A 21,120-nucleotide genomic window follows, 5' to 3' on the forward strand; every position below is an offset into this window, starting at 1 on the left:
CATTATTTCACTCCCACAGGCGACAGCATGCGCAAGGAGTTTTTGCGCACGCCAGTGGATTTTGCCCGCATCAGTTCACACTTCAATCTGCGCCGCAAACACCCGGTATTGCACTCGATCCGCGCGCACAAAGGCACCGACTATGCCGCCTCGACCGGCACACCCATCCGCGCGACCGGCGATGGCAAGGTCATCCATGCCGGACGCAAAGGTGGTTACGGCAATACCGTCATTATTCAACACGGCCAGACCTACCGCACGCTCTACGCCCACATGAGCAAATATGCCCGTGGGGTGAAAACCGGCAGCCGGGTTAAGCAGGGGCAGATCATCGGCTACGTGGGCTCAACCGGCCTGGCCACCGGCCCGCATCTGCATTATGAGTTTTATGTGAATGGCGCCGTGCGCAACCCCGTCACTGTGCCGCTGCCCAAAGCCAATGCCATCGCTAAATCCGAAATGAACCGGTTCCTGGCGCAGACCACCACCGCGTTGGCCGCACTGGAAAATTACCAGAAGACGACCCAACTCGCCCTGGCCGACTGATCCATGGACGGGCTTTATCTGGGCCTGATGTCCGGCACCAGCGCGGATGGCATTGACGCCGCGCTGGTGCAATTCACAAACCACCGCTATGAACTGGTTGCCAGTCGCCACCAACCTTTCTCGGATAGCTTGCGCACACGGATCCACGCAATCGCCGACGCACATCAATGGCGGCCGGCCGAGCTGGGCGAACTGGACGTCATACTGGGCCAGGCGTTTGCCTCTGCCGCACTGGCACTGCTCGACACTGCCTGCATCAAACGCCAGCAAGTTATCGCCATTGGCAGTCACGGCCAGACGATCCGGCATCAACCTCCGGCGCCCGGACTCACCCCCTTCACCACGCAAATTGGCGATGCGAACACCATTGCCGAACAGACCGGCATAGACACCATTGCCGACTTCCGGCGCCGCGACATGGCCGCCGGTGGACAGGGCGCGCCACTGGCGCCCGGCTTTCACCAGTGGGCCTGGGGGCGACGTCAGGACAGCTTCGCGGTAGTTAATCTGGGTGGCATCAGCAATCTCACCTGGCTGGCGAGCAGCGGCCAGCAAGCCGAAGGGTTTGACTGCGGTCCCGCGAACACGCTGATGGATGCCTGGTGCCAACGGCACCTGAATCGGGCCTTCGACAAAAACGGCGAGTGGGCCGCTTCAGGCCGGATCGATGATGCGCTGTTGCGGGCGCTACAAGCGCACCCATTCCTCAGGCAAACCGGGCCACGCAGCACTGGCCGCGAAGCGTTTAACCTCGCTTGGCTGGATCAGGTCCTGCAACAGTTGCCGCCCCTGGCACCGGCCGATGTACAGGCCAGCCTGTGTGAGTTCACCGCCCTTTGCATCACCCAGCCTTTACAGGCACGACCTGCCAGCCAGCTCTACTGCTGCGGAGGCGGCGCCTACAACACGCATCTGTTAAACCGACTACAAAGCCGGTTGCCCGCCTGGCAGGTAATGAGCACAGCCGCCCTGGGGCTTGCCCCCGAATGGGTCGAGGCCAGTGCGTTTGCCTGGCTCGCTTACCAGTTCATCCGCCAGCAACCGGGGAATCTGCCCGCGGTTACGGGCGCAACGGCGCCGAGAGTTCTGGGCGCGCGCTTCCCCTCGATTTGACCAATCGGTCAGTATTGGTCAATTATTAAGCGATAATTTCGCGTATAATGCGCGCCCCCAATTTCACTAACGCGGACTAAGCTGTTGTATATGAAGTTATTGACCTGCCTGACCTCACGCTCCTTGCCCGCCGGCCTGCTGGCGCTGGCTTGCCTGATGGCACCGCACGCCGCCATGGCGGACTCGCAACAAGCCATTGATAGTGAACGCAAGAAAATCCAATCGACCCTGACCCAGCACGCCGAACGGGAAGTCTATTTAAAAGACCGGATCGCGCGCACGGAAGAGGAGCTGCAATCCGCCGAGAAAGCGCTGGAGAAGCAGGAAGAAAAGCTCTCCGACGCCATCAGCAACGCTGAGCAGAATCCGAGTGATTCGACCGCGCGCGCCGCCACGCACGCATCCATTCGCTACAACCGCTCAGAAGCCCGTAGCGAACGCCTGCAAGAACGACTGGACGCAGCCAAAGATGAGCTCGCCAGTATCGAGGCCCACCGCTCGGAGCTGAACCGGCAATTAGGCGCGCTGAAAACCCGCGAAGAACAGCTCAAAGCGGCGGCGGCAAAACCTGCCCCCAAGCCGGCTGCACCGGTATCCAAACCCGCGCCTGCGGTGGCTGCACCGGCGGTGGCGCCGGCGGCACCCGTCGTAGCTGCACCCGCACCAGCGCCCGCTGTGGCGGCAACCTGGCCCAGCCCCGACGACGAATCGCCCGCGAATGTCGCGTTTGCCAAGCGCAAAATGGCGGCGGCCACCGGCAAACCGGCCGGTCAACCACCGTTGCCAAGCGTCAAGCTGAACCACAATCGGGGTCGCGGCACAGAATCCCTGGAGTATATCGGGGACAATCTGTACGTCATTTCCATGCGCCTGGAAGCGGGCATGTGGGGCTTCAAAATCTTCAATGAAACGTTCTGGGTCAGCATCCCCAAGGCCAGTGCCGACCAGGAGTTCCGTCTGGTATACGATGTGAACGGGCGCGCTCAGCTGAACGTGTTCCGCGCCAGTTTGCTCAACTGATCTAACCCGCATAAAAAAACCGGCTTTAAGCCGGTTTTTTTATGCGGGTAGCGCAGCAGGTCAGACTGAAAAACTGGCGCCACAGCCGCAAGTGCTGGTGGCATTGGGGTTCTGGACTACAAAACGGGAACCCTGCAGACCTTCCTCATAATCCACTTGCGATCCCACCAGATAGGGATAGCTCATGGCATCGACGACCACCTTAATACCGTCTTTCTCCACAATGGTGTCGTCTTCGGCAAGCTGTTCTTCAAACGCAAACCCGTATTGGAAACCGGAACAGCCGCCGCCCGTTACGTAGACCCGCAGCTTCAGCTCGGGGTTACCCTCTTCCTCGATGAGGCTATGCACCTTGGCTGCCGCCTGGGCGGTGACATTCAAAGCCTGGGGAATGAATACTTCAGGGGTGGACATCATGACTCCGGTCTATTTCACACAGCCGCCTATTATGCGCCATGGCAATACCCCAGTAAACGGGTCAGGATTAACCCGCCTCTGATACGCCTTTGAGCGCAGGGGCAGGGGCAGCCTTGGCCTTGGTCTCGGTGGCACCATAAACCAAATTGCCATTAACCTGCGAACCTTTGACCATCTCAATCATGTGGTAGTGCACATTGCCCTCAACCACTGCTTTGGCCGCGAGCTCAATGTGCTTGTCGGAATGGACATTGCCCTTTACGTGGCCATTGATGATAACGGAGGGCACACGAATATCGCCCTCGACCTGGCCTTTTTCCATAATGCGCACGCGCGCATCCCCCTTGCTGTCGGCAATGATATTGCCCCGCACTTTGCCTTCAATTTCCAGATTGCCGGAAAAGTGCACGTCGCCCACGATTTCAGTGGCTTTGGAGATCAGCGTTGTACCGCCCGTTGCAAAACTCATAATGACTACCTGCCTGTTGTGATTAGCGCTCTTCCACTAACCAGCCAAATTTTTTCTCGACGGTGGCGGGCTTGGCACCCCGGACACGGGCCGAAATCTCAATACGAATGGGTTCAAATCCCTGCGGCAACACCATTTCGCCTTCAATATTCTGAAAGTATTTAAAACCCAGCCGGATATCCATCGCATCCACAGTGGCCGAAACATCCTTCAGCGCCAGACTCATGGGCAGGTCATTTTGCCTACCCACAATCGTGAAATTCAACGAGCCGGTGAGCAACTTGTGATTGGTCGCAAATTGCTGCACCACCAGCTTGTAACGATAATGCCGGTCAACACCTGTAGACAGCAGGTTGAGCGAGCCGATGGTCAGCCCCTGCGCCTCGGCATTGGGCGCCATCAGCCCCCGGTAGAAGCTGATATCTTCCTGCAGCTCGGCAATCTGGGCTTTGAGATCAATGACCTCATTGCGCACATCCTCGCTGGCCACTTTGTCCACCTCTGAACCCAGACGAAGATTGGCCACCTCCTGTTGCAATCGCTCTACCTCCGCCCGGCTATCGGCCAGAGCACGCTCAAACTGATCGCGCTCCTGCAACGCCGCTTGCTGAAACCGCAGAGCTTCTTTGGTGGCGTACCAATGCGCAACCGCCACCGCGATCGCGGCCAACGCCACAAATGTCAATCGGATGGTCCAACGCCACACGGGCCGATAAGGGACCACCTCAAGCTTGTACTGCTTGCTGCCTTTGACAGCGGTCATGGAATTCTCCTGCTGATTGGGATTATGTCAGGGTAGCAGAGCCGGTGCCGCAAGCCCCATCGTCTCGTCGAAACCAAACATGATATTCATGTTCTGGATGGCCTGACCGGAGGCGCCCTTGGTGAGGTTATCAATCACTGACATCACCACAACAGTATCACGTTGTTGCGGCCGGCATACGGCGATACGGCACATATTGGAGGATTTCACACTGCGGGTTTGCGGGTGACTGCCGGCGGGTAACACATCCACAAAGGGTTCATTCGCATAACGCTCCTCGTACAACGCCTGCAAATCGCAGGCATCGCCGCGCAGGGTTGCATAGAGCGTGGCATGGATGCCCCGCACCATCGGCAGTAAATGCGGCACAAAGGTCAGCTGGGCGCGGCCGACGCCTTTGGGCAGCACCGCATTCAAACCTTGCTCAATTTCCGGCAGGTGGCGGTGGCCCGCCGAACCATAGGCCTTGAAGCTGTCCGCCACTTCCGACAACAGGTTATCAATACTGGCCTGACGGCCTGCTCCGCTGGTACCGCTGGCGGCATTGGCGATGAGGCGCGACGGATCCACCAGGTTGTTTTCCAGCAAGGGTAAAAAACCTAACTGAGTGGCGGTGGGGTAGCAGCCCGGGCAGGCAATCAACTGGGCGTCAGCAATCAGGTGCCGGTTCACTTCCGGCAGACCATAGACCGCGCTGCCAATCAGTTCAGGACAACCATGGGGTTTGCCATACCATTTGGCCCACAGCTCGGCGTCCCTGATGCGGAAGTCGGCGGACAAGTCCACCACGCGCACTCCCCGCTTCATCAGCTCGGGCATCATTGCCTGCGCCACACCGTGCGGGGTGGCAAAAAACACCACGTCGCATTCACCCAGCCGATCCGGATCAGGTACGGAAAACGCCAACTCGTCGTAATGGCCACGCAAGTTGGTAAACAACTGCGTCACCGGAACGCCCTCTTCGGCGCGTGAGGTAATGACATCCACCTTTACTTTCGGGTGAACGGCCAACAGTCGCAACAGCTCTACACCGGTATATCCCGTGCCGCCAACAATACCTGCCTTAATCATTTGCCTACCTCCTGCCTGAATTCTCTGGGTGAGTCGCGTATAATAAAAAGCCTGTGCCAATACGCAAGTAAAAGGAAGCCCTCTGGCGATCAACAAGGCACACAATACCTGTTACGCCTGATTTTCCATCACATCGCAAGGAGTCGAGTCCGTTACCATGGCCGTGAAGGCGCTGCAGCTCATTCAGAATTGGCTCGATAACTTCCGCTTGCGCCTGGCCTATACCGATGCCCTGCCCCAGCTTGCGCTGCTGGGTCTGGTGAGCGGCCTTGCCGCCGCCGGCGTTATCGTGGTGTTCCGGCTGGCTCTGGACGCCCCGCTCAATTGGATTCTCCCTCACGGCCAGGATGATTTTGAGAGTTTACCCTCCGTCTGGCACGCCGGGCTGCCGGTGATTGGCGGCATTGTGCTGGCGATCTTTTTTCATTTTCTGCCCGCCCGCTACCGTTCGCTGGGCGTCACCCATGTACTCGACCGGTTGAACGCTCACCAGGGCCATATGTCATCGCGCAATATGTGGGCACAATTTGTTGGCGGTCTGATTTGTCTTGCCAGCGGTCAATCGGTTGGCCGGGAAGGCCCGGCCGTCCACATGGGCGCGGCCAGTGCCAGCATCATCGGGCGCTGGTCCCGGCTGCCCAACAACAGCATGCGCACACTGGTAGCCTGCGGCGTTGCCGCCGCCATTGCGGCCTCGTTCAACACCCCCATGGCCGGCGTCGTATTTGCCATGGAAGTGGTCTTGCTGGAATACACCATCACCGGCTTCCTGCCGGTTATTCTGGCGTCGGTTTCCGGCGCTATGCTTAGCCAGATTTTTTTCGGCCAGGAAGTGGCGTTCAAGGTGCCCCCCTTGGCCATGAACAGTCTGTGGGAGTTGCCCTATATTGTGTTTGGCGGTCTGGTGGTTGCGCTGTTTGCGTCGCTTTTCATCCAGATTATTGTGCGCATGGTGCCACTGCAAAAACACCCGGTAGCCCCCCGGTTATTGGCGGCCGGCTGCATCACCGGGGTTGCCGCCTATTTTGTGCCACAAATCATGGGCATTGGTTACGACACCGTAAACCAGGTGATGAATACCCAGCTCGGCATGCAATTACTGGTCGTGATTGTGCTGACCAAGTTATTTATCACCGGCATCGTGTTTGGCCTCGGCATCCCCGGCGGCTCCATCGGCCCAACCCTCTTTATGGGCGCGATGCTGGGCAGCCTGCTCGGCATTACCGCCAATGTACTGATGCCGGACTATGCCTCTGATCCGGCCTTTTATGTGCTGCTGGGCATGGTGGGAATGATGGCGGCAGTACTGAACGCGCCACTGGCGGCGTTGCTGGCACTGCTGGAGTTGAGCGCCAGTCACACGATTATTTTCCCCGGCATGTTAATGGTTGTCACCGCCTGCTTCGCCAGCCGCCAGATCATTCCCAACACCGGCCTGTTTCAGGAAATACTCAAAGCCCAGGGTAAGTCAGGGCGCCAGGGCGTGGCAGGGCAAATTCTGTCGCGCGCCGGTATCGAAAGCGTGTTGGAACGCAATTTTATTGTGTGCGGTCGACGCAAGTATTACGACGAGTTGCGCAAATTGCTTGAGCAACAACCCGCCTGGTTATTGGTGGATGAACTGGAAGGCAAAAAATTCCTGGTGCGGCCCGCCGACGTGGCCAAGTACCTTGAAGAAGCCCCTATCGAAGAGCTCAGCCTGGAACGGGAAGTCGACCTGCTTAAAATCCCGGCCAAACGCCTTGAGCTGGCACCGATTCATTCGCGCGCCAATTTATATGAGGCACTCAGTCAACTGAAACAAACCGGCGCCGACGCGCTCTATGTGAGTCGCACTGGTGCCCCCCTGTTATCATCGGTGTACGGTATCGTGACCCGTCACGCCATCACCAGCTATTACCAACTATAAAAAACCATTAATAATTGCCGGTGCAGGTGCATAGCCGGCGGAGATACAAAATGACACACGCCGTAAGCCTGGCGCCCGATTTAACTTTTTCCCGCCTGATCTATGGCTGGTGGCGACTCATGTCCTGGGACATGGACACCAAGGCCATCGAACAACGCCTGGAAGCGTGTATTGCCATGGGCATTACCACGCACGACCACGCCGACATTTATGGCGACTACCTGTGCGAAACCACCTTCGGCCAGGCCCTGCGCCAGCGGCCGGATCTGCGCGCGCAGATTCAGCTGGTGAGCAAATGCGGCATCGAACTGGTCAGCGCCCAACGACCGGCCCACAGAGCCAAAGCCTACAACACCAGCCGCGATCATATCGTGGCATCCGCAGAGCGTTCCCTGCGCGAACTGGGCACCGATTACCTCGATGTGTTATTGATCCATCGCCCGGATCCGCTGATGGATGTGGACGCAATTGCCAGCGCATTTGCGCAACTGAAGTCAGCTGGTAAGGTACGTTATTTTGGTGTGTCGAACTTCCTGCCGGACCAATATCAACTGCTGCAAAGCCGTCTGGACTCGCCCTTGGTGACCAATCAATTGGAAGTCTCCGTCATGCACCACGACGCCTTTCACGACGGCAGCCTGAATCTGGCCCAGCGTGTGAGACAGCCGGTCATGGCCTGGTCTGCGCTGGCGGGTGGCCGCTTGTTCAGCGACCCGTCACCAGAGGCCCAGCGCGTGCGCGACGCTCTGACAGCGGTCGCCAAGGACATCGGCGCCGAGAGTATCGATCAGGTCGCGCTGGCCTGGCTGCTGTGCCACCCGGCACAGATTCTGCCCATTGTCGGCAGCGGTAATCTGAACCGCATCCAGTCTGCCAAGGGCGCGCTCGAACTCGGGCTCACCCGCGACCAGTGGTACAGCATCTGGCTGGCCGGCAACGGCACGCTGCCATAACTTTTTCGAAACACTTGCAGGATTCAATCCCATGCTCTGGATAAAGGCCTTCCACCTCATTGCAGTGATCTGCTGGTTTGCAGCACTGTTTTATTTACCGCGCCTGTTTGTCTATCACGCCATGAGCGACGATCAGATCAGCCGCGACCGGTTTGTGATCATGGAGCGCAAGCTTTACCGCGGCATCGCCACCCCGAGCATGGTGCTGACACTGGTATTGGGATTGTGGTTATTGCATTTGGTGCCCGGTTTCATGAAATCGGGCTGGATGCACGCCAAATTGACCCTGGTACTGCTGTGCGTGGCCTATCACTTCGCCGCGCGGCATTACATGGTGCAATTGCGCGATGGGCGCTGCACCAAATCGCACCGGTTTTTCCGCGTGTTCAACGAGTTACCGGTGTTCCTGCTGGTGCCCATCGTGATCCTGGTGGTGGTCAAACCCTTCTGATCGGCCGGCAGTTTTTTCTGCCTGTGTTAAACTCAAGCAGAGTGACTGCACAGGCTGAAAAGTGAACAACCCAACACCGCCGGTCATACTAACCCTCGCCCCGCACGATCCCACTGGCTGCAGCGGGGTCAGCGCCGACATACAAACCGCCGTCAGCCTCGGCTGTCACCCGGCGGCCGTGGTCACGGCCCTGGCGGCGCGCGACACCCGAGAACTGAAAGACAGCCTGTCGGTCGACACCGCATTAGTGATCGAACAGGCCCGCGCCCTGCTGGAAGACATGCCGGTAGCCGCGATCAAAGTGGGCGAACTGGCCGAGGTGGAGCACTGCGAGGCCATTCACAGCATCCTGAAAGACTACCCCCGCATTCCCGTGGTGCTCGACCTGAGCGCCCAACGCGCCGGCATCCACCGGCCCGGGATCATGCAGGCCATGCGCGCCCTGCTCTTGCCGCTGACCCGGCTGCTCTGTGCCAATACCCACGACCTGCAGCAACTGGCCCCGGAAGGTGACACGCTGGACGCCAAAGCCAATCTGCTGATGGAAACCGGCTGCCAGGCTATTCAGGTATCGCGCTGTCGTCACAGCCGGCAGGCTTGCATTAACCGGCTGTACAGCCGCACCGAGCCCGCCCGCGAATTCGAGTGGGGCAGCGGTTGCCCCAAGCCGGAAACACTCCTCGGTGCCAACGCCACTCTGTCGAGCGCCTGCGCCGCCTACCTGGCCCATGGCTCCAGCGTGCAGCAAGCGGTTCAACAGGCGCAACAGTTCGCCTGGCAGGCCTACGCCAACGCCCAGCGTGTGGGCATGGGCAAGCTGGTACCCAATCGCCTGTTCTGGACTCTGGACCAGGACACCCCCAAGCGCTTCCGCCACTGATACAATCGCGCCTTGTTTTTTAAGGGCAATCTCACGTGCACGGCCTCTACGCGATCACCCCCACCTTTGAGCAATGCGCCAGCGACAGATGGCTGATGGCGCAGACCCGTGCTTTGCTCACAGGCGGCGTGCGCTACATCCAGCTGCGGGACAAGAGCTGCGATCAGCCCCGGCGCCTGAAAGTGGCCAAAGCACTGCGCGCGCTTTGTGCAGAGCATGAGGCCCACCTGCTGATCAACGACGATTGGGCTCTGGCGCAGGCCTCAGGCGCACACGGTGTGCACCTTGGGCAAGGCGATGGTTCGCCGGCAGATGCCCGCGCTGCACTCGGCAAGCACGCACTCATCGGCCGCACCTGCCACGACTCGGAGCAGCTCGCCGCCGATGCGGTCGCACAGGGTGCCAGCTACCTCGCCTTTGGCCGGTTTTACCCCTCGCGCACCAAACCCCACGCCCGCCCGGCAACACCCGCATTGCTGACCCGGGCCAAAGCCCGTTTCAACCCGCCACTGGTGGCCATCGGCGGGGTGAATCTGGATAATGCGGAGCCATTGATCCGCGCCGGCGCCGACGCTCTGGCCCTATGTCAGGGCCTGTACGGGAGCAGCGAACCCGAGTCAGTTGCACGCGCATTTACCCTATTATTTTCCGTTACACACAAGCAGGACACCCCATGAGCCGTTCAGAGCAGCTGTTTTCCGAAGCCCAGAAAGTCATTCCCGGCGGGGTTAATTCCCCTGTGCGGGCATTCCGTGCCGTGGGGGGCACACCGGTGTTCTTCGAGCGCGCCAAGGGCGCCTACCTGTATGACGCCGATGGCAAGGAATACATCGACTATGTGCAGTCCTGGGGCCCCATGATCCTGGGTCACGCCCACCCCGACGTGCTCGCTGCCGTGATCGAGCGGGCCCAGTCCGGCCTGAGTTTCGGTGCGCCCACCGGCCTAGAAACCGACCTGGCCGAGCGCGTGTGCGCGCTGGTGCCGGGCATGGATATGGTGCGCTTTGTGAATTCCGGTACCGAAGCCACCATGAGTGCTATTCGCCTGGCCCGGGGTTTTACCGGCCGCGACAAAATTGTGAAATTCGAGGGCTGCTACCACGGTCACTCCGATTCCCTGCTGATCAAAGCCGGCTCCGGCGCCCTGACCATGGGCGTGCCCAGCTCGCCCGGCGTGCCCGAAGCATTGGCACAGCACACCATTACCCTGACCTACAACGACATCGAGGGCGTCAAGCAGGCGTTCGCCGAAATCGGCGATCAGGTGGCGTGCATCATTGTGGAGCCGGTCGCCGGCAACATGAATTGCGTGCCGCCGGTGGAAGGGTTTTTACAGTGTCTGCGCCAGGTGTGTGACCAGCACGGCGCGCTCCTGATCATTGACGAGGTGATGACCGGCTTCCGCGTTGGCCTGCGAGGCGCGCAGGGTCACTACGGCGTCACCGCCGACATCACCACCCTGGGCAAAGTCATTGGCGGCGGCATGCCGGTGGGCGCATTTGGTGGCCGGCGCGAGGTGATGGAAAAAATCGCGCCGCTTGGTCCCGTTTACCAGGCTGGCACCCTGTCGGGCAATCCGGTCGCCATGGCCGCCGGTCTCACCAATCTGGCGCTGATTTCTGCACCGGGTTTTTACGACCCGATTGTTGCCCGCACCGCGGCACTGACCGATGGCCTGCAGCGCGAAGCGGATGCCGCCGGCGTGCCCTTTACCACCAACCGGGTGGGCAGCATGTTCGGTTTTTTCTTCACTGAATCCAAACGGGTGGAAAATTTTGCCCAGGTCATGGCCTGCGATATTCCGCGCTTCAATAAGTTTTTCCACTTGATGCTGGAGCAAGGCGTTTATCTGGCACCGGCTTCCTATGAGGCCGGATTCATGTCGGCTGCACACACCGATGAGGACATTGCCCGCACGCTGGAGGCGGCCAGGTCGGCATTCGCGCAGCTCTGAGGTCACCATGCACGCCTCCCGGGCACGCTGGCTTGAACTGATCATCCTGTTCGGGTTGTGCCCGCTGGTGGGGTTTGTCGGGCGCCATTGGCTCGGCAGCTGGATGCTGCCGGTGTTGATCGGACTCGCGTTTGCCTGTACCTGGTTGATCCTGCGCGATCCGGGCTTCAAGCGTTTTCGGCTGGTCAACGCCGGCAACCTGTGGCCCGCATTAAAGCGGCGCCGCGCCGTGTTTGCCACCGGGCTCGCAGCCAGCGCGCTGTTGTTTGTCAGCGGCGCCGAGGCCGAATGGTTCCGTTTGCCCACGCAGGATACGGGCAGCTGGCTGATACTGCTGGTGGCCTATCCGTTACTGTCGGTTCTGCCGCAGGAACTGATCTTCCGCACCTTCTTTTTTCATCGCTATAAAAAGATTATCCCCAGCAAAAAACAGCGCGCCTGGCTGTCCGCGAGCGTGTTTGCCTGGGCGCATATCGTGTACGGCAACTGGGTGGCAGTTTTACTGGCGTTTGCCGGCGGCGTGCTGTTTGCCTTTACCTATGCAAAAAAGCGTTCCACGCTCGCCTGTGTGGTTGAACACAGCCTGTGGGGTTTATGGCTGTTCAGCTTTGGACTGGGGGAATACCTGGATGCAAACGCACTCTGACGCCACCGGAGACGAGCATCAACGGGCCTGAATCACTGCACGGCCATGCGCGCGATCACACGCTGAATCACTGCAATCTGCTCGCTACCCACATCAATTATCTGGAATCCGGACCATTGCAGCTCGGTTTCGGTATCTGCGCGCACCCAAAGGCAATCGACACCCAACACCAATTCGCCGTCATCGCTGAGCGCCTGCGGTAAATGAATGCGCACCGAATAGAGTTTGTTTTCCTCGAACGAAAAATCGCCCAGCACCATCATGCCTTCCTGGTGCAAATTCACCAATTGACCGAGCCGCTCATCAGTTTCACTGTCCCACACATCCAATTTATCGCTTAGTGTATGGCGGGTGAGGCGGCGACGGTTATCAGGCATGCTCGGCTCCCTGGTCAGGTTCATCCTCGGCGGCTTTATTGTTCAGGCTGTGGAAAATATTCTCCAGGGCGCGCTCGAAAAACGGCTTGGTGGAACCGGCAATGACTTTCGCCGCACCACTCAACATTTCACGAGCCAACTCCAAACCGGACTTCATCGCCACTTTTTTACCCATCTGATCCACTAACATGTAGTGCAGGGTTTTGGAGTTGTACCATGCCACTTTCAGGCGTCGTCCGCCTTCAAACTCAAACCAGGTGCCAAACTCAATCATCTTGAGGTTGTCGACCATTTGTTCTTCTTCAGGCGTGGGCTTTTCTTTGCCGAAGTCGGTATGGCCCGCCTTTTCAGCGGCCATGGTTTCCAACTTATCGCGCATGGGCGCGGGCGCCGCTTCGACCTGCTTACTTTGCAATGCCATCTTCTGCAGCGACTGCAACGCTTCGACCAGTTTTTTACCTTTCGCCTGATCGTAACCAATGGTTTCAAAGCCGGTTTCGATGACATCCAGCAAACTGTCGTGTAAGTCCAACTGGCGGGCACGGTCTTCCGAACTGACCTTGGGTTTGATACTCCACAGGATATCGTTCACGGCCGACAAGGCCCGCGACCAGCTTTCCGACTCGTCGCCATAGCGCAGCAGGACAAACGCAAGGTAATCAGACCAAGGCTGCAACAACAGCAACAACACCGCCGACGGCAGCTCCTGACCATCCGTGCGCGCGCGCACTTCCTGGTTGACGCGGATTTTTACTTCGCGCAGCTTTTCTTCGCCCTGCACCTTTTCTGTGGCGCGACGCTCCATCAACTCCTGACGGCGGGCGATTTTCTTGGTGTAAGAGCTGAACTCCAGTAACAGTTCGGCGAACAAGCGCACATCGTTTTTGAATTCTTCCAGTACCCGCGACACCACGGCCTTAATCTTCGGGTAGATCTCGTACTGGCAGGTGCCATCATTGCTGACCCACTGGGAGCCCGCTTCGGCCAGGTTATTCAAAAGCAGGCGTGCAGGGTGTTCAGTTTCTTCGAAAAAGTCCTTATCGATAAACGCCAATTTGAGAAACGGTGTATGCAAATAGCTCAGCAGTGCCTTCACGGAGTCGGGCAAATTGTCATCGGACAACATGTACTCGAACAACATACCCACCAGATCGATGGTGTGCAGGTCGTCGCCATCGACGGCGCCATCTTCACTTTGTTCGCGCAACTTTTGGGTCAGGTCACGTTCCACCTGCGCAATCATGGCTGGCGCGAGCGGTTGCAGACTGCTTTCGTCCGCCTGGAGGAACTGCTTGGTCACCGCAGTGGCCTGATTCTGCAGCGTTTGCAGTGCCGACACTAATTGATGGCTGGAATACACCACAGCCTGACGCACAGCAGCGCCTTGTTGGGGCACGCCCTGGGCGGGCTGGGCAGGTACGCCCTGGGCAGGTACGCCCGCCGCCGGCACGCCCTGGGCAGGTACGCCCGGTGCACCGGTGTGCATGGGGCCCATTTGTGCCTGCAGGTTGCGGATTGCACCCACCAGATCAGACTGGTACTGGGCGGTGGGCAGATCGGGATTAGGGGCTTGCGCAGGCCCTTGTGATACGGGCGAGGTAAAGCCGGGAATCCGGCCCTGGCCGGGCGGCGGCACAGCCGGGCCCGACAAGGTGTCGGCGACGGCGGCATCTTCCACACCGTCAAAATCTTCCGCATAGTCTGCCGCCGCTGGCGCCGATGCCACATGGGCGGAACCGCTCGCTCCGGGCGAATACTGTAAATTGGGAAGAATACCGGCTTCGACAAAGTAACTGTTCAACTCGCCCAACAAATCGGGCACCGCCGGCATAAACGCCTGATCAAATGCCTTGTAGGCGAGAATTTTGGCTTTGGTGTTCAACTCCAGCTTGCGCAGCGCCTTGCGCAGCGACTCACAAAACTGCACCGGGCTCACCGGATTGCCTTTGTCCTCCACCTGATCGCCGCCATTAAGCAGGGCAAAACGCTGGTTCAGCGCCCACATCACTTCAGCGACTTTGGCGTCGGCCTTGCGGGTAATCGAGGCGATGGCAATGGTCTCTTCCAGGTCGGCATTGTCCACCAGCGATAGCATATCGCCCGAATACTTCTCTTCACCGGTTTCTGTGCTGAGCGTCCGGTTTTTGAACTTGATAAAACCTTCGCCCAGATAGCCACAAAAATAGCGTTCGAGAATTTCCTGCTTTTCGTTGAATTCGCGCAAGGTATCGTTGGCGCGCGAGCGCTCCTGATCGGTCTTGGCTTCGTTTACCTGGTTGGACAGCGACTCTGACAGTTGCTTGTAAAACTCCGCCAGGTGGTTCTTGCTCGCCTCGACGGTGATTTTCTGGCAGGCCTTCAGGCGCTCGATCACGCTGGAATCAGCACCAGTGGTTTTAGGTGTGGCTTTGCCTTTCTCAGTCATAGAAGAATTCTTTTGGATAACATCCATGCTTTTCAGCCCTAGGTTTCAGTGTAGTCAATTATTGCCTGGCGCCAACATAGGCCTTTTTATCTAAGACCTGGCGGATCCAGCGGTTAAATGACGACAGAGCGTTCCCTGCGCGGGCGTTGGTTTTATTGTTGTGAGTCAGTGCTGACGTTTGGCCTGCCTCGGGTTTGTACCAACGTACATTTTATCACCAGTGCCGGGCCGGGGCTATGGCTGGGCAAATTGCTGCAATTGCGCCGTCAGGGTTTCATCCGAACCACTGTAACGCAAGCCCAAACGCGCGAAATTGCGCGCCTGGTCCCGGTTTCCAAGCGCATCGTAGGCTTGCGCCAGAAGCAGGTATAAATCGGCTGCATAGCGGTTAGACCGTAAACCGCGCTCGGCCAGGGAGATTGCGCGCCGGTAATCGCCCTGCTGAAAGGCCGCATCGGCCGACCGGGCATAGGCGGTAACGGCATTCTGCGTGGGTGCTTTTGCAGGTGCCGGGGCAACCGGAGCCGGTTCCGCCGCCGGCTCGGTCTCGGGCGGCAACGCCGGTTCCGGTGCGGACGCACAACCCACCATCCACAACAGCACAAACGCAATAATCAGTCTTGCCACAGCTTTTTCCACCAGTGCATCAGCGGGTTCTGCACCCATTCACAGTCGGCCTTGCCGGACGGTGCCTGACCGTAGCTATAGGGAATCAGGCGGGCAAAGCGGCAATTTTCACCGCTGGCCTGGCCGCTTCTTTCGTCCGTCCAGTAATAGGTTACCCCCGCCGGCGGGGGCGCATCCAATCCTCGGGTGTCGAGGCCGGCCACAATCTCGCTCCAGATTGGCAGGGCACCAATGGAGCCGGTCAGGGGCGTGGTGCCGTTGTCGTCCCGCCCGACCCAGACCGTGGCCACGTGTTCGGCGCTGAAGCCCGCAAACCAGCTGTCCCGCTGATCATTGGTGGTGCCGGTTTTACCCGCCACATCCAACGAAGCCGGTAGCTGGCGATAGGCCGCCTTGCCGGTACCTTCGCGCATGACCGACCGGAGCGCATAGTGCAGCAGAAACACCGACTGCGCATCAAAGCGCTGCTCCACCGCCAACGGGTAGCGCGACAGCGGTTTGCCGCGTTGATCGGTCACCTCCAGGATCGCGCGCAATGGCGAGTAAAACCCGTCGGCTGCGAGGGTGTGATACTGCTCGGTTACCGCCAACGGCGACATGTCCACAGCCCCTAACAGCATGGCCGGTACGCGCGGAACGCGAGCCTCGCCCCCCATGCGCTCCAATGTGCGCGCAACCTGATTCAGCCCCAACTGCATCCCCAGACGCGCGGTGGCCTGGTTGTAGGACTGGGCCAGCGCCTGGTAAAGCGGTACCTGGCCATGGCTTTCACGGTCGTAATTAGTGGGCGCCCACTCACCGTCCGGCCCAGCAACCCTGACGGGCTCGTCACTGATCCGGGTGGCAAGCTGATACGCCGGACTCTGCTCAAAGGCCGCCAGATAGACAGCCGGCTTGGCCAACGAGCCAATGGGCCGGCGGGCGTCGAGCGCGCGATTGAAGCCCGCCAGCGAGGGCGTGCGATCACCCGCCAGGGCCAACACTTCGGCACTGCCGACACGCGCCACCACTACCGCGCCCTGCAAGCTGCCGGCGGCCAGACCACGATCCCGCTCAACCCGTTTGAGAGAGGATGCAAGGGTTGTTTCCACTTGGTTCTGTACGCCGGTTTCGAGTGTCGTAAATACCCGCAAGCCTTCGCTTTGCAGGTCATCTGCGCTGTAATCACGCCTGAGCTGGCGTTTTACCAGGTCCAGAAAATTGGCATAACGGGTTATCGGTTCCTGATTCGGCGCCGCCACCCGCAGCGGACGCTGGCTTTCAATCTTGTATTGACGGTCATTGATCAGACCCGATTCGTGCATGATGCCCAACACCAGGTCGCGCCGGTCTTTCGCGCGCGCCGGCGAACGCCAGGGGTTGTAGTAGCTGGCGCCCTTCACCAAGCCCACCAGGAGGGCAATCTGGTCGATACCGAGTTCGTTCAGTGGCCGTCGGAAATAATGCTGCGACGCCAACCCGAACCCATTGATGGACTTGGCCCCCTGCTGCCCCAGATACACTTCATTGAGGTAGGTTTCCAGAATTTCTGCCTTGCTGTAATGCACTTCCAGCAGCAGCGCCATGATCGCTTCCATGCCTTTGCGGCTCAGGCTGCGTTCATTGGTGAGATAGAAATTTTTCACCAGCTGTTGGGTGATGGTACTGCCGCCCTGGGCGACACCACCGGCTTTGACATTGGCCCAGAGTGCACGTCCGATGGCGCGGATCGACACGCCCTGATGATCGAGAAAGTGTTTATCCTCAACCGCTAACAGTGTTTCGCCCAGCAAAGGCGGAATGTCCTGCAAACGCACCAACTGGCGGTCTTCCTGATGCGCCGGGTAAATGCCACCGATTTTTTCAGGCTCCAGTCGCAACAGGTTGCCACCGGTCAACCGCGTTATTTGGTCTCCGCTGAAAGTCAGATCCCAACGCGCCGGCGGCTCGGCCTGATCCCAGAATTCAAAACCGCGGCTGTTGATGGCGAATACCGTCTGCGCGCCCAGGCGCCGACGCTCGAATTGCCCAGGGCCGGACAAGGTCGCCACCGGCTGATAACCCAGCGTTTTGAGCTGAGCTTCAAGTCTGGCGGGCGCGAGTGGCATACCCTCGTAAACTTCGAACGGGCGCGCGTACACATGCGCGGGCAAGGCCCATTTACGGCCCTCAAATTTGCTGCGCACCTGGATGTCCAGCAGCACCACAGCCACCAGCCCCAGCAGTGCCGACAACGCCAGCAATCGCCATAGCCACGCACGCCAGCTGGTCCTGCTCGCTCGACTTCGCGCCCGCCGTTTGGCCATTACTCTTCCCCGTATTGCTCCCGCTCAGACTGCGGCAGTGTAAACAAGCCACCGACCATAGTCAGCATTAGACTTGCAGCGCCCGAGTCGGGATAATTGCGCTTTTGTTTCCGGGACGTGGCATGAAACACTTGGATATCTATGGCGTGGGCGCCGCATTGGTGGACACCGAAATCAAAGTCTCAGACCAGCAACTGCTGGACTGGGGCATACAAAAAGGCGTCATGACCTTGGTTGATGAGGCCCGTCAGACCGAGCTGCTCACCGCCATGGGCGAACACCTTGCCGGCGCCGAACGCGCGTCTGGCGGTTCCGCCGCCAACACCATCATCGGCGCGGCCTGGATGGGTGCAAAAACCGGGTATGCCTGCCGGGTGGCGGACGATGACAACGGCCGTTTTTATCTGGCCGACATGGACCGCGCCGGCGTGCAACTGACGCAGGACAAAACCACGTCGGCGTCGGGTATTACCGGTAAATGCCTGGTCATGATCACGCCGGATGCCGAACGCACCATGAATACCTACCTGGGCACCAGCGAAGGACTGGCGGCAGATAACCTGCACCTGGACCACATCGCGGCCAGCCAATGGCTGTACCTGGAAGGCTATCTGGTCACCTCTGACACCGGCCGACCGGCCGCCATCGCGGCGCGCAACCACGCCGAGCAACACGCCACCCGTACCGCACTGAGCCTGAGCGACCCGGCCATGGTGCAGTTTTTCCGCGACGGCCTGCTGGAGATGATTGGCGGCGGAGTCGATCTGCTGTTCTGCAACCGCGATGAAGCGCTGGGATTTACCCAGACACAAACGCTGAACGACGCCGCTGCTGCGCTGAAACATCACTGCAGGCAGTTTGCCATCACCCTGGGCGCCGAGGGTGCGCTGTTGTTTGACGGGGAACAGGAAATGATGGTGGCAGGCCAACCCGCCTGCGCGGTCGATACCAACGGTGCCGGCGACATGTTTGCCGGTGCGTTTCTGTACGGCCTGACCCAAGGCTGGGATTTTGCCCGCGCCGGAGAGCTGGCAAACCGCGCGGCAGCGCAAGTCGTCAGTCAATACGGACCGCGGCTGACCGAAGCGCAATACCGATCCCTGACGTCAGTCTGAGCCCTCAGCGCACTTAGTGACCACCGGGTTTGGCCGCCGCAAGTCCCAGCAGCGTTTCCAGTGGTTTGGGCGGACTGAAAAAATAGCCTTGCGCGTAATCCACGCCGATGTCCTGCAATAAGCCCAGGACTTCGGCGTTTTCCACGTACTCAGCCACGGTTTTCAGGCCGATTACGCCAGCCAGGTGATTGATGCTGGACACCATCGCCAGATCAATGGAGCCCGGCGTCATGGCCCGCACGAAACTGCCATCGATCTTGAGAAAGTCCACCGGCAGGTCGCGCAGGTAGCCAAAAGATGACAAGCCGCTACCGAAATCGTCCAGGTAAAACTTGCACCCCAATCCCCGCAGGCTTTTGATCAGGTGCACCGCCGCACGGAAATTCGCTACCGCCGCGGTCTCGGTAATCTCGAAATGCAGCCGGCTGGGATCTATGCCGCTCGCTTCGATTTCACTGTGCACAAATTGCGCGAAGGTTTCGTCGCTGATAGTGGTGCCGGATAAATTGACACCAAAACTCACGCGTTTATCCGGACAGCGTTCGATGAACTCCACCACTTTGATCAGCACAGTGCGATCAATTTCGTCCATCAATCCAAAACGTTCCGCCGCCGGCAAAAATTGCCCGGGCGCCACCAGTTTGCCGTCGTCATCCAGCATCCGCACCAGCACCTCCACGTGGCTGATCCGTGCATGCGGTTCAGCCACAGGTACCAGAGGCTGTGCGTACAACACCATCCGGTCTTCGGCCAGCGCGGCACTGATCTTGCCAACCCAATGCATCTGCGAACGGCGACGCTCTACCGCGGCGCTGTTGAGATTATGGTGCAAATGAATCCGGTTGCGCCCGGTTTCTTTGGCGGCCTCGCTGGCAGCCGTCGCCGCCGCCAACGCCTGGCTTTCCGATTCGGTGTCCACATCCACCGCCATGGCGCCGATGCTGATTGCGGCTTTGATGCGCTGGCCTTCCCATTCAAAGTTGAGCGCTTGCACCGATTGAATCATGGCATCGGCCACGCGCTGGGTGCCGGCCAGAGTTGCGCCCCGCAACAACACGCCAAATTCATCGCTGCCAATGCGCGCCAATACATCCTGCCTACGCAGGCTGGCCGCCAGGGTTTGCGCCAATTGCACCAGCAACTGGTCGCCACCGGCCTGGCCACAGGTCTCATTGATTACCCGCATCTGGTATATGTCGATCACCATCAAACCATGACCGGCATTCCCGCATTTAGCCCTGGCCACTTCGCGCGCAAGCTCTGCCTCAAACTGCAAACGATTGGGCAACTGGGTCAGTCCATCATGGGTGGCCTGCCAATTCATCCGCGCCGTGGTGCGCCGGCTACCACTGGCATCGCGAAATACCAGTACACACCCCGCCACGCGGCGTTGACCATCCCGGAACGGCGCCGCCATGGCATCGACCGCCATGGGTTCTTCACCACTGACAAACAACTGAGCATTACTGGCGGCATTACTGAGCCGGCCGCGCGTGAGCGCGTCCCTGACCAGACAGGGCAATGGCTGGTGTGACTCACCGTTAAACAGAGTGAACAAATTGCACACTTCCACGCCCATGGCTGAATGGGCACCCACATTGAGGAGACTGCGGGCGCTGGGATTAAGCGCGGTGACCATGCCCCGCTCGTCGGTCAGAATGACCGCGTCGGCAACGGAAAACAGGGCCAGCTGGACCTGCTCCCTGAGCGAGACCAATTCGTCCCGGAATGGCTGACTTTCGCTGATGTCTTCCAGCAGCAACAGCCAACCCTCTGGCCTGGCTTCAATGGCGCGCCAACGCAGCGAGAATTGCGTACTGTCTGCCGCGCGCATGCGTTGTACGAAGGGCCCCTGATTCTGGAATTGACTGACCATGGCGCTGAAGTCTTGCGCGGGACCGGTTACCCGCGCCGGCAGCAGACTGTTAATCAGTGGGGTGCGGCCGCCCAAGGCTTTCTCTGCACGTTGATTGGCCCAAAGGACCCGGCCTTGTGCGTCGGCCAGAATGACAAAATCGCTGACCTGCTGGAGCAGGCTGTCTATGAAGAGTGGCTGTTGTCGGTTTTCAGCAACTTGGCTCAAGAGTCATCCTTTTGGG

Annotated in this window: 20 protein-coding genes (1 of these 20 running past the window's edge); 11 read left to right on the plus strand and 9 right to left on the minus strand. The window is 59.3% G+C overall.

All coding sequences use genetic code 11. From position 1 onward, the window contains the following. From M5M_RS09290 to M5M_RS20325, 3 genes are all read left to right on the plus strand, one after another. Window positions 1–546: the 3' portion of an OapA family protein gene (locus M5M_RS09290; RefSeq protein ID WP_015047229.1), read on the plus strand. The gene continues 825 nt to the left of window position 1, outside the view; only the last 546 of its 1,371 coding nucleotides appear in the window; the start codon falls outside the window, past its left edge; it ends in the stop codon at window positions 544–546. A 3-nt stretch (window positions 547–549) separates the two neighbouring features. Then, a complete protein-coding gene (locus M5M_RS09295; protein ID WP_015047230.1) occupies window positions 550–1,659 on the plus strand; it encodes an anhydro-N-acetylmuramic acid kinase in 1,110 nt (369 codons plus the stop codon). A gap of 90 nt (window positions 1,660–1,749) precedes the next feature. Beyond that, window positions 1,750–2,679 carry a hypothetical protein gene (locus M5M_RS20325; protein WP_015047231.1) on the plus strand — a complete coding sequence of 310 codons (930 nt, stop codon included), beginning with the start codon at window positions 1,750–1,752 and terminating at the stop codon, window positions 2,677–2,679. 60 nt (window positions 2,680–2,739) lie between these two features. Here the strand turns inward: M5M_RS20325 and erpA are convergent, their stop codons facing one another. From erpA to argC, 4 genes are all read right to left on the minus strand, one after another. Beyond that, the gene (gene erpA / locus M5M_RS09305; protein ID WP_015047232.1) at window positions 2,740–3,093 is read right to left on the minus strand and encodes an iron-sulfur cluster insertion protein ErpA; all 354 of its coding nucleotides are present in this window, start codon (window positions 3,091–3,093) and stop codon (window positions 2,740–2,742) included. Window positions 3,094–3,163: 70 nt separating this feature from the next. Continuing rightward, window positions 3,164–3,565 carry a bactofilin family protein gene (locus M5M_RS09310; protein ID WP_015047233.1) on the minus strand — a complete coding sequence of 134 codons (402 nt, stop codon included), beginning with the start codon at window positions 3,563–3,565 and terminating at the stop codon, window positions 3,164–3,166. Between the two features lie 22 nt (window positions 3,566–3,587). Further along, on the minus strand, window positions 3,588–4,328 hold the full coding sequence (locus M5M_RS09315; RefSeq protein ID WP_015047234.1) for a DUF6776 family protein: 741 nt from the start codon (window positions 4,326–4,328) through the stop codon (window positions 3,588–3,590). A gap of 27 nt (window positions 4,329–4,355) precedes the next feature. Next, window positions 4,356–5,399: an N-acetyl-gamma-glutamyl-phosphate reductase gene (gene argC / locus M5M_RS09320; protein ID WP_015047235.1), complete on the minus strand. Its 1,044-nt coding sequence runs from the start codon at window positions 5,397–5,399 to the stop codon at window positions 4,356–4,358. A gap of 157 nt (window positions 5,400–5,556) precedes the next feature. Here argC and M5M_RS09325 point away from each other — a divergent pair, with 157 nt between their 5' ends. The 7 genes from M5M_RS09325 to M5M_RS09355 all read left to right on the plus strand — a co-directional run bounded on the left by M5M_RS09325 (window position 5,557) and on the right by M5M_RS09355 (window position 12,192). Further along, the gene (locus M5M_RS09325; RefSeq protein ID WP_015047236.1) at window positions 5,557–7,308 is read left to right on the plus strand and encodes a chloride channel protein; all 1,752 of its coding nucleotides are present in this window, start codon (window positions 5,557–5,559) and stop codon (window positions 7,306–7,308) included. Window positions 7,309–7,358: 50 nt separating this feature from the next. After that, on the plus strand, window positions 7,359–8,261 hold the full coding sequence (locus tag M5M_RS09330; RefSeq protein WP_015047237.1) for an aldo/keto reductase: 903 nt from the start codon (window positions 7,359–7,361) through the stop codon (window positions 8,259–8,261). 31 nt (window positions 8,262–8,292) lie between these two features. Further along, window positions 8,293–8,712, plus strand: a complete 420-nt coding sequence (hemJ, locus tag M5M_RS09335) for a protoporphyrinogen oxidase HemJ (protein WP_015047238.1) — start codon at window positions 8,293–8,295, stop codon at window positions 8,710–8,712. Window positions 8,713–8,773: 61 nt separating this feature from the next. Next, window positions 8,774–9,592 (plus strand): bifunctional hydroxymethylpyrimidine kinase/phosphomethylpyrimidine kinase, encoded by an 819-nt coding sequence (gene thiD / locus M5M_RS09340; RefSeq protein WP_015047239.1) that lies wholly within the window; start codon window positions 8,774–8,776, stop codon window positions 9,590–9,592. 35 nt (window positions 9,593–9,627) lie between these two features. Beyond that, window positions 9,628–10,269 (plus strand): thiamine phosphate synthase, encoded by a 642-nt coding sequence (thiE, locus tag M5M_RS09345; protein ID WP_015047240.1) that lies wholly within the window; start codon window positions 9,628–9,630, stop codon window positions 10,267–10,269. Continuing rightward, window positions 10,266–11,546: a glutamate-1-semialdehyde 2,1-aminomutase gene (gene hemL / locus M5M_RS09350; RefSeq protein ID WP_015047241.1), complete on the plus strand. Its 1,281-nt coding sequence runs from the start codon at window positions 10,266–10,268 to the stop codon at window positions 11,544–11,546. Before thiE ends, hemL begins: the two co-directional genes overlap by 4 nt. A 7-nt stretch (window positions 11,547–11,553) precedes the next feature. Next, window positions 11,554–12,192 (plus strand): CPBP family intramembrane glutamic endopeptidase, encoded by a 639-nt coding sequence (locus M5M_RS09355; protein WP_015047242.1) that lies wholly within the window; start codon window positions 11,554–11,556, stop codon window positions 12,190–12,192. A gap of 32 nt (window positions 12,193–12,224) precedes the next feature. Here M5M_RS09355 and M5M_RS09360 read toward each other — a convergent pair whose 3' ends face one another. The 4 genes from M5M_RS09360 to mrcB form a co-directional block, all read right to left on the minus strand. After that, window positions 12,225–12,569: a PilZ domain-containing protein gene (locus M5M_RS09360; RefSeq protein ID WP_015047243.1), complete on the minus strand. Its 345-nt coding sequence runs from the start codon at window positions 12,567–12,569 to the stop codon at window positions 12,225–12,227. Next, a complete protein-coding gene (locus tag M5M_RS09365; RefSeq protein WP_015047244.1) occupies window positions 12,562–14,994 on the minus strand; it encodes a DUF1631 domain-containing protein in 2,433 nt (810 codons plus the stop codon). Before M5M_RS09365 ends, M5M_RS09360 begins: the two co-directional genes overlap by 8 nt. Before the next feature lie 234 nt (window positions 14,995–15,228). Further along, window positions 15,229–15,621: a tetratricopeptide repeat protein gene (locus M5M_RS19500; RefSeq protein ID WP_144062424.1), complete on the minus strand. Its 393-nt coding sequence runs from the start codon at window positions 15,619–15,621 to the stop codon at window positions 15,229–15,231. Continuing rightward, a complete protein-coding gene (gene mrcB / locus M5M_RS09375) occupies window positions 15,609–17,906 on the minus strand; it encodes a penicillin-binding protein 1B (protein ID WP_024330281.1) in 2,298 nt (765 codons plus the stop codon). The genes M5M_RS19500 and mrcB overlap by 13 nt, the downstream gene beginning before the upstream one ends. A 122-nt stretch (window positions 17,907–18,028) precedes the next feature. Between mrcB and M5M_RS09380 the strand changes: the two genes are divergently transcribed. Continuing rightward, window positions 18,029–19,021 (plus strand): adenosine kinase, encoded by a 993-nt coding sequence (locus M5M_RS09380; protein WP_015047247.1) that lies wholly within the window; start codon window positions 18,029–18,031, stop codon window positions 19,019–19,021. A gap of 13 nt (window positions 19,022–19,034) precedes the next feature. Here the strand turns inward: M5M_RS09380 and M5M_RS09385 are convergent, their stop codons facing one another. Continuing rightward, window positions 19,035–21,104 (minus strand): putative bifunctional diguanylate cyclase/phosphodiesterase, encoded by a 2,070-nt coding sequence (locus M5M_RS09385; protein WP_015047248.1) that lies wholly within the window; start codon window positions 21,102–21,104, stop codon window positions 19,035–19,037. Between the last annotated feature and the right edge of the window lie 16 nt (window positions 21,105–21,120).

It is taken from the genome of Simiduia agarivorans SA1 = DSM 21679 (assembly GCF_000305785.2).
Taxonomy (GTDB): domain Bacteria; phylum Pseudomonadota; class Gammaproteobacteria; order Pseudomonadales; family Cellvibrionaceae; genus Simiduia; species Simiduia agarivorans.